At 41.1% G+C, this 7758-nt stretch carries 6 protein-coding genes; 5 read left to right on the top strand and 1 reads right to left on the bottom strand.

Annotated elements, in window-relative coordinates:
- Nucleotides 1-210: 210 nt before the first annotated feature.
- From era to ATH1_RS0117065, 5 genes are all read left to right on the top strand, one after another.
- Nucleotides 211-1092: a GTPase Era gene (era, locus tag ATH1_RS0117085; RefSeq protein WP_010424633.1), complete on the top strand. Its 882-nt coding sequence runs from the start codon at nt 211-213 to the stop codon at nt 1090-1092.
- Nucleotides 1093-1257: 165 nt separating this feature from the next.
- Nucleotides 1258-2562: a ribosome biogenesis GTPase Der gene (gene der, locus ATH1_RS0117080; RefSeq protein ID WP_010424632.1), complete on the top strand. Its 1305-nt coding sequence runs from the start codon at nt 1258-1260 to the stop codon at nt 2560-2562.
- 229 nt (nt 2563-2791) lie between these two features.
- Nucleotides 2792-3529, top strand: a complete 738-nt coding sequence (locus ATH1_RS0117075; RefSeq protein ID WP_010424631.1) for a hemerythrin domain-containing protein — start codon at nt 2792-2794, stop codon at nt 3527-3529.
- A gap of 7 nt (nt 3530-3536) precedes the next feature.
- Entirely contained in the window at nt 3537-4115 is a 579-nt protein-coding gene (locus ATH1_RS0117070; protein WP_010424630.1) for a response regulator transcription factor, read from the top strand.
- A 45-nt stretch (nt 4116-4160) separates the two neighbouring features.
- Nucleotides 4161-4556, top strand: a complete 396-nt coding sequence (locus ATH1_RS0117065; RefSeq protein WP_010424629.1) for an RDD family protein — start codon at nt 4161-4163, stop codon at nt 4554-4556.
- Here the strand turns inward: ATH1_RS0117065 and ATH1_RS0117060 are convergent.
- Nucleotides 4529-7753 carry a sensor histidine kinase gene (locus tag ATH1_RS0117060; RefSeq protein ID WP_010424624.1) on the bottom strand — a complete coding sequence of 1075 codons (3225 nt, stop codon included), beginning with the start codon at nt 7751-7753 and terminating at the stop codon, nt 4529-4531. The two genes, ATH1_RS0117065 and ATH1_RS0117060, sit on opposite strands and share 28 nt — an antisense overlap.
- Nucleotides 7754-7758 lie beyond the last annotated feature (5 nt).

Genomic DNA, 7758 nt, shown 5'->3' with positions numbered 1-7758 from the left:
AAATTCAATGACTGAAAATTTTTGGGCCGGAAGAATAAAATAATAAATGTCAATTTTCACAGGTGAAACGAGCATGACAAGGTTTGTCACAAAAGAACATGTATAAGTTCTTGCATGCGAGTTCCATCCGACCTTAATAAATAAATTATATACGGATGAAAATTCGTACAGTTGTTGTACCTTCGCAAAAAAATTACACGCAAAAAAATTATGACACACAAAGCCGGTTTTGTAAATATTATTGGAAATCCCAATGTCGGAAAATCAACATTATCCAACCACCTGACAGGGGAACGACTATCAATAATAACCTCTAAGGCTCAAACCACAAGACACCGGATTTTCGGAATTGTTAACACGGATGATTATCAAATTATTTTTTCTGACACCCCTGGGGTGCTGAAACCGAAATACAAACTACAGGCATCGATGTTACACTTTTCCAAATCGGCCCTTTCCGATGCGGATATATTGTTGTATATCACTGATACTGTTGAAAGTCCTGACAAAAACGACGAATTCCTCCAATTGGTTAAAAAAACAGAAGTTCCGGTGCTTCTGGTCATCAATAAGATAGACCTTATTGATCAGCAAAAACTGGAAGAATTGGTTGATTACTGGAAGAATGAACTTCCTGGTGCCGAAATCTTTCCCATATCAGCCTTACATGACTTCAACATTCGTAATTTATATGACCGAATCGTGGAATTATTGCCGGTTTCTCCACCCTATTTCGACAAAGATGCGTTAACAGACAAGCCTGAAAGGTTCTTTATTTCCGAAATTATTCGGGAAAAAATATTGCTTAATTATCAAAAGGAAATACCCTATTCGGTGGAAGTTGAAGTAGATGAATACAAAGAAGGAGCAACGAGGAACGACATCCGCTGTATAATCCATGTTGCCAGAGACTCTCAAAAAGGCATAATCATTGGACACCAGGGAAAAGCCCTGAAAAAACTGGGCATCGATGCACGCCACGAAATTGAAACCTTTCTGGGAAAGAAAGTCTTCCTCGAATTATACGTTAAAGTTTCGAAAGACTGGCGTGACAAAGACAATTTTCTGAAAAATTTCGGCTACGAACAATGAATTCCCCTTTGAAAAGTTCTTTCAGGAATGGTATCAACAATCGTTTTGTCAACAACACCACATTTTGATTCCAGCCCTGAGGTGCAACTGTAAATCAATCATTTTTGCTATCTTTGCACCCATTTTTCAAGCATCAGGCACAAACTAACTAACCAGTAAAAGCACATGGGTAACATAGTAGCCATAGTAGGACGTCCGAACGTAGGAAAATCGACCCTTTTCAACCGACTGACAGAATCTCGTCAGGCAATTGTTGATGAGACCAGCGGCGTCACACGTGACCGGATTTACGGAAAAGCGGAGTGGAACGGCGTAGGTTTTTCGGTGGTAGATACCGGTGGTTATGCCATCAATTCCGAAGATCAATTTGAAGAAGCCATACGCCAACAAGTGCTTATTGCAATTGAAGAGGCTGACGTTATTCTTTTCGTTGTTGATGTTTCGACAGGCGTCACTGATTATGATGAAGCGGTCGCCGAAATTCTGAGGAAAAAAGCAAAAAACGTTATTATTGCCGTAAACAAAGTAGACAACCATTCATTAATCCCTGAAGCCTCCTATTTTTACTCAATGGGGCTCAATAATCTTTACCCCATCTCGGCCATTAACGGTTCCGGAACGGGTGATATGCTCGACCATCTCGTAACTCTCCTTCCGGGAAAAAACAGAGAAGAAGACACAGAACTTCCAAAATTTACCGTCGTAGGTCGCCCGAATGCCGGGAAGTCATCCCTGATAAACACCCTTATCGGAGAAGAGAGAAATATTGTAACGCCGGTTTCGGGCACAACACGAGATAGCATCTTCACTCAATACAATAAATACGGACACCATTTCCTTCTGGTTGACACAGCCGGCATCAGAAAAAAGTCAAAGGTTCATGAAGACCTTGAGTTTTATTCCGTAATGAGAGCCATCAGGGCCATCGAAAACTCGGATGTGTGTCTGTTGATGATTGATGCTACACGAGGTTTCGAAGGCCAGGATCATAAAATATTCAGTCTGATTGAACGCAACCGGAAAGGGGTTGTCGTGCTGGTCAATAAATGGGATCTTATCGAAAAAGACAACAACACTGCCAGGCAATTTGAGGCTATGCTGAAAACACAAACGGCTCCATATACCGACTATCCGGTTATTTTCACTTCGGCAACGGAGAAAAAGCGCATCTTCAAAGCTATGGAAAAAGCTCTTCAGGTTTATGAGAACAAATCGAGACGCATCAGCACAGCAAAACTCAACGAATACCTGCTGCCGTTGATTGAAAACTATCCGCCACCCGCCAATAAAGGAAAATACATTAAGGTAAAATATATTACACAATTGCCTGCCTCAGTCCCTTCTTTCGCATTCTTCTGCAACCTCCCGCAATACGTTAAAGAGCCATATAAGCGATTTGTAGAAAACAAATTGCGGCAGAAGTGGAATTTCTCGGGAGTTCCGATTAATGTGTTTTTCAGAAAGAAGTAATGAGTGCAGTATAAAAAGCATATTTTTGTCAAAATCAAGGCGTTTTAAATTTTTATACCGGAGTTAACTTGTTGTTAATGAGGATGTAAAAAATTTAAAACAACAACGAGTTTGGCAACAAAGATACTTTTTAGACCGGGCTCAGTAATAAAGAAAGACCATCCGTTAGTAACAAGGGCCAGCCAATTTTTACTATCTTTGTCTGTAATAAATCTAAATAAACACAGCGATGCATATAAGTCCCTCGATGAAAATGTCCGACCTGGTACAGTTGAACTTCGAACTTCTGGCTGTTTTGCAGAGATTAAAGATACCTTTTGGATTTAAAGACAAAAGTGTACAAACCGTATGCAGGGAAGAAGGCATTGATCTGGATTTTTTTCTCAGTCTGTCACGTTGGTACCACGAACGAGATTTTTTCCCGGGTGAGACCCTTATGAATCATCCCGTGAAATGGCTGGTAAAATATTTGCGCAGCACACATTCGTGCTATATACAATATCATATTCCCCGAATTGAGAATGAGATTGTCCGCATGGAATCAATGGATCAATCAGGAGGAAAAAACATGCAGTTGATGCTGAAATTCTTCAGGGAATACATCACCGAATTTACTACGCACATTGGATTGGAAGAAGAAAAAATATTTCCATACATACTTGAGCTGGAAGAGAATCTGGACAAAGAGCATCCCGATCCGGATTTTCTGAAAAAGGCACGCGGTTACACCATTAAAGACTTTCTGAACGAACACAGCGACATAGAAGAGAAACTTGTGGATTTGCGCAACATTCTTCTGAAATACCTCGCTCCTCCTTCGGACAACTGTGGCTTTACAAACATCCTCATAGAAATATTCAGGCTTGGAAATGATCTGAGCGACCATACCATTCTGGAAGAAAATGTTCTCATTCCCCAGGTCGTAAAACTGGAAGAGCAATTTCACAAAAAATTCCCGCACGGATAATCTGAAAATGGCAAAAGTATTAATCGCTGAAACATCCTATCTGGTTCGCAAAGGGCTTATCAGCCTTTTAGAGCAAACCGACGGCATTACCGAAGTTAAGGCAGCCGGTCATCCCGACACCATCATGTTGACGCTGAAAGAGTTCAGTCCAGATATACTTCTGCTTAATTCGGCCATCACATTACCTGTCAGCCATGAAAAATTAGTATCAAAACTACCCGACAGCGCCAGAATTATTTATATTATAAACACTCCGCTTCCCGAAGACAGCCCCTCCCACCAGATTTCAGTGTTCGACTCAAAAAGTAAGCTTTCCGAAAAACTCTCATTTCATCTTCAAAAATACCGCGATGTCCCTCCCGGGAAGGAGGAAACAGAGGAACTCACACCACGCGAAAAATTAATACTGAAACACGTTGCTCTCGGCCTAACCAATAAAGAAATAGCTGCAAAATTGTTTATCAGTACGCATACGGTCATCTCTCATCGTAAAAATATTACCCGTAAGCTGGATATAAAAACTGTATCGGGACTCACCGTCTATGCTATCCTGAATGGCATTATCAGAATGGAAGATATCGGCTGATTCTTATTTCCCGACGGTTTTCTATCTTTGCAAAAAACAACAGACGTGGAAGATCAAAAATTACTTTGGGAGAAAGTGCCGGTTTCAGAAAGATTGCTTGCCGGTTTTGTTGATATAATGATTGCAGTATTGGTATCGCTGTTCCCAAAAATCGGGTGGATATTTGGACTTATTTATTTATTGGCCAAAGACTCGTTTTCATTCCTGGATGGACAAAGTTTTGGAAAAAAATTGTTCCACTTACGCGCCATTACATTACCACATTATGCCTCCATGTCGGGATGGCCCGAGAAATCTGTTATTCGGGGGCTTGTACTACTAATTCCCATTCTGAATCTTTTTGATCTTTATCATTTGATAAAATATAAAGTAAGAATTGCCGACCGGTGGGCCGAAACGAGGGTCATAAGGAATCAGGACTGGGAGACAACCGGAAGCTGAATAAAAAATATTGTACCTTTTCCGGTCTCTGTTTCAAACCAAATTTCACCTCCTGCACTTTCCACGGCACCCTTTACAATGGCAAGGCCAAGTCCCATGCCACTTGTTTTGGTAGTGAAATTCGGGACAAACATCTTCTCGCGAATCTCTTCCGGGATACCTTTTCCGTTATCCTGTATTTTGACCAGCACTTTCCCTGCCGAAACGGAAGCCGAAATATCAATTTTCCCGATATAATCTTTAGGCATAGCCTGTATTGCATTATTGATTAAATTATTAAACACACCCAAAATTTGCTCGCTGTCGGCATTGATAATAATGCTTTCATAACCACCAAAATCGGTATTAATCTCTACATTATGGATGCCGGAGAACAGAGTCACCGAACTTCTTATTTTTTCAAGAAGATCAATATTTTCTCTTTTAGCAGCAGGCATTTTGGCAAAGTGACTGAATTCTGTAGCAATAGATGACAATTTTTCAATTTGCTCAATCAAAGTATCCGATACCCGTTGCAGAAAGACGCCAAAGTCGGGCACATTATCTTTCCATGCGCGCTGAAGGTATTGAATATTCAACTTCATCGGGGTAAGCGGGTTTTTGATTTCATGCGCTATTTGACGGGCCATTTCGCGCCAGGCAAGTTCACGCTCTGTTCTGGCGAGCTTAGCGGCACTCTCTGCCAACTCATCTACCATTCTGTTGTATTCACCAACAAGACTTCCAATCTCGTCATCGCCTTCATAATCGATCTTCTCATTATGTTTGTCAATTTTCACGTCGGCCAGCTTATTTTGCAAAACCTTCAAAGGCCTGGTAATTTGACGCGAAAGGAATACTGCAATACCAATAACAATAAAAGAAAACAGAAGATAAAAGTTTATTACCGTCATGACCACCGATGAGACCTCTTCACGCAACTCACTATTGGCCACAAAGTAGGGAACATTAACATATCCCATCAACATTTCATCCCGGTTATAGAACGGCACATAATAAGAGGTATATTTCAAGTCTCCAATAGATTCCTGCTCCAGGAAACGATTTTTTCCTTCAATAGCAAGCCGGTAATATGCAGAAGGATTCATCTGTGCGCCGACAAAACCCTGCTCGAAAAGTTCAGGACGGGATGATGCCAGCAACATACCGTCTATCCCGAAAAGGTTGATATCACAGAAAAACACATTGGATATGGTCTGTAACTGGTAAGTAAGATAATCTCTGCTGCTTTTATCCAATGGGCCTTCAAGACCGATTTTCGATTCCAGTTCGAGTAAGACAGACTGCACCTTATCATTCAACAGCTCTTCGTGTTTGTTTCTGAACTGATTAACCGTATAGATTACCGTCCCAACGGCAACAACAAGCAAAATAAAAAGCATTAATCCGACAAACGAGAGTTGTATCCGCTTTTGAACCGAGAGCCTGAAAGAAAAAGAAAGAGTCTGAGCCTGTATCAGTCCAACGAGTAAAAGTCCGAAAACAAAAAAGAAAATAAAGAATATAGAAAAAGCAATGAAAATATCTGAAACAGTACGATCCTGAAGACTTAAAATCACGATTGTACCCGGCTCAGGTCTGAAAACAAGATGTGAATACCCCCCTTCTTTGACAAAGACTTTCGACTCATTACTAAAATCCATCTGGCTCAAGGTGCCACGGTAATCGTAATCGCCCGACCGCCTAACCAGTCTTCCGTCTACATATTTCGCATACGAATACTCTTCAAAAAGCTTCAGTCGCTCATGTTCTTTCTGGCTGACAAGCAACTCCGGATATCCCAGTCCTTCGAAATAAGGTTTCGATTGTAACTCAATAAAAAGAGTGGTTTCGAGCGGATGACCTTCGAAAAAGCGAAACGCACCTAAAAATGAAACTCGTCCGTTATCGTTGTTTAAATAATAAAAATGCTTACTTCCTTCAATAGGATGACCATTCTGCCCAAGAAGTGAGAAAAAGTAGTGATAACAATTGGTGACATCACCGGTCTCTTCAAACACAACATTCCCTCCCGGCCAGCAGGGCACAATTTGTAAATCGTAACGTCCCCAGTAACCATAAAAATAATATTTAAGCAAATGATTACGGACCGCCGGCTGATTAATGTTGTTTTGTGCCAAAAGCTGACGCAATGGAGCATCCCGCATTATTTGTTCTTCAATATCATGGAGATACATTTCGGCAATTGGATCTTCCTCCCGCAATAATTGATAAGATAAATTTTCGACCAATAATTCACGATCCGATTGCTCCTTTGCTATGGTAATATCTATTAATACTGTTCCGGCATATAATGCAAATAAAGCCACCAGCCACAAAAAAGTATTATATGAATGATGCAACCGGTAATCGCGCTTTACCAGTACCAGCATAATGCCAATCAATCCGGCAAACAATATGCCCCAGTCGCTTTGTCCATATCCGAGGCCTCCCCATGCAACAGCTAAGATAAGTGTGGACACCAGCATCAAAATACACAGTTGTACCCGTCGCATTCGAAATAAAAATAATCGCACAACCTTTTCAGCGAGGAGGAGGAATGAAAAAAACAGAAATGCCAGAATGGCAATTTTAATAATTGCTATTTCATTGATTTCTATAACTTTAAAAAATACAGACCGGCCTGGTGAATGTTCCACCAAGTCGTAAACATGCCTCATCAGGTAAAGCATCCAGCCCTGAGTTGCTAAAAAAAGAAGTAAAAATGTGATGTTTAGCCAGAACCTGTTTTCTTTGTTTCTTAAAAAAGACGGAAATCGGAAAAACCGGAAAAACAAAAACGAAAGAAGAAGCACATTAACCGCAAAGAGCAGAAGTGCTCCCAGAGACGGCAGAAAGTTTGAGGCCGCGAAATGGATGGGGGAGAACAATTCCAGCTGATTGAATGCCGACATACCGCAATGCCAAAACAATCCATAATAAACCAGAAGGTAAATACCCATCAGCAGGAAAAGCCGGTGATTCTGCCACTTCGAATCACGCCAACGCTGAAGCCACATCAAAAAAGCACCCCATAAAGCAAAAACGGCAAGAAGATAGGCAGCAAGAACATATCCACCAGTTACATCATCCCCTCTTCGGCGTTTTAGGTTACTCAGCGAAAACAGATATTCGCCTTCAAGACCGTAAACAGGAGCGTAGAGCGGACTTTTCTGTCTGACAATTTGCACCGAAGGAGACAATCCTGCCGGTAGCATAAACC

The organism is Anaerophaga thermohalophila DSM 12881 (genome assembly GCF_000191885.1).
Lineage (GTDB): Bacteria > Bacteroidota > Bacteroidia > Bacteroidales > Marinilabiliaceae > Anaerophaga > Anaerophaga thermohalophila.
This window is presented reverse-complemented; position numbering and strand designations above follow the sequence as displayed.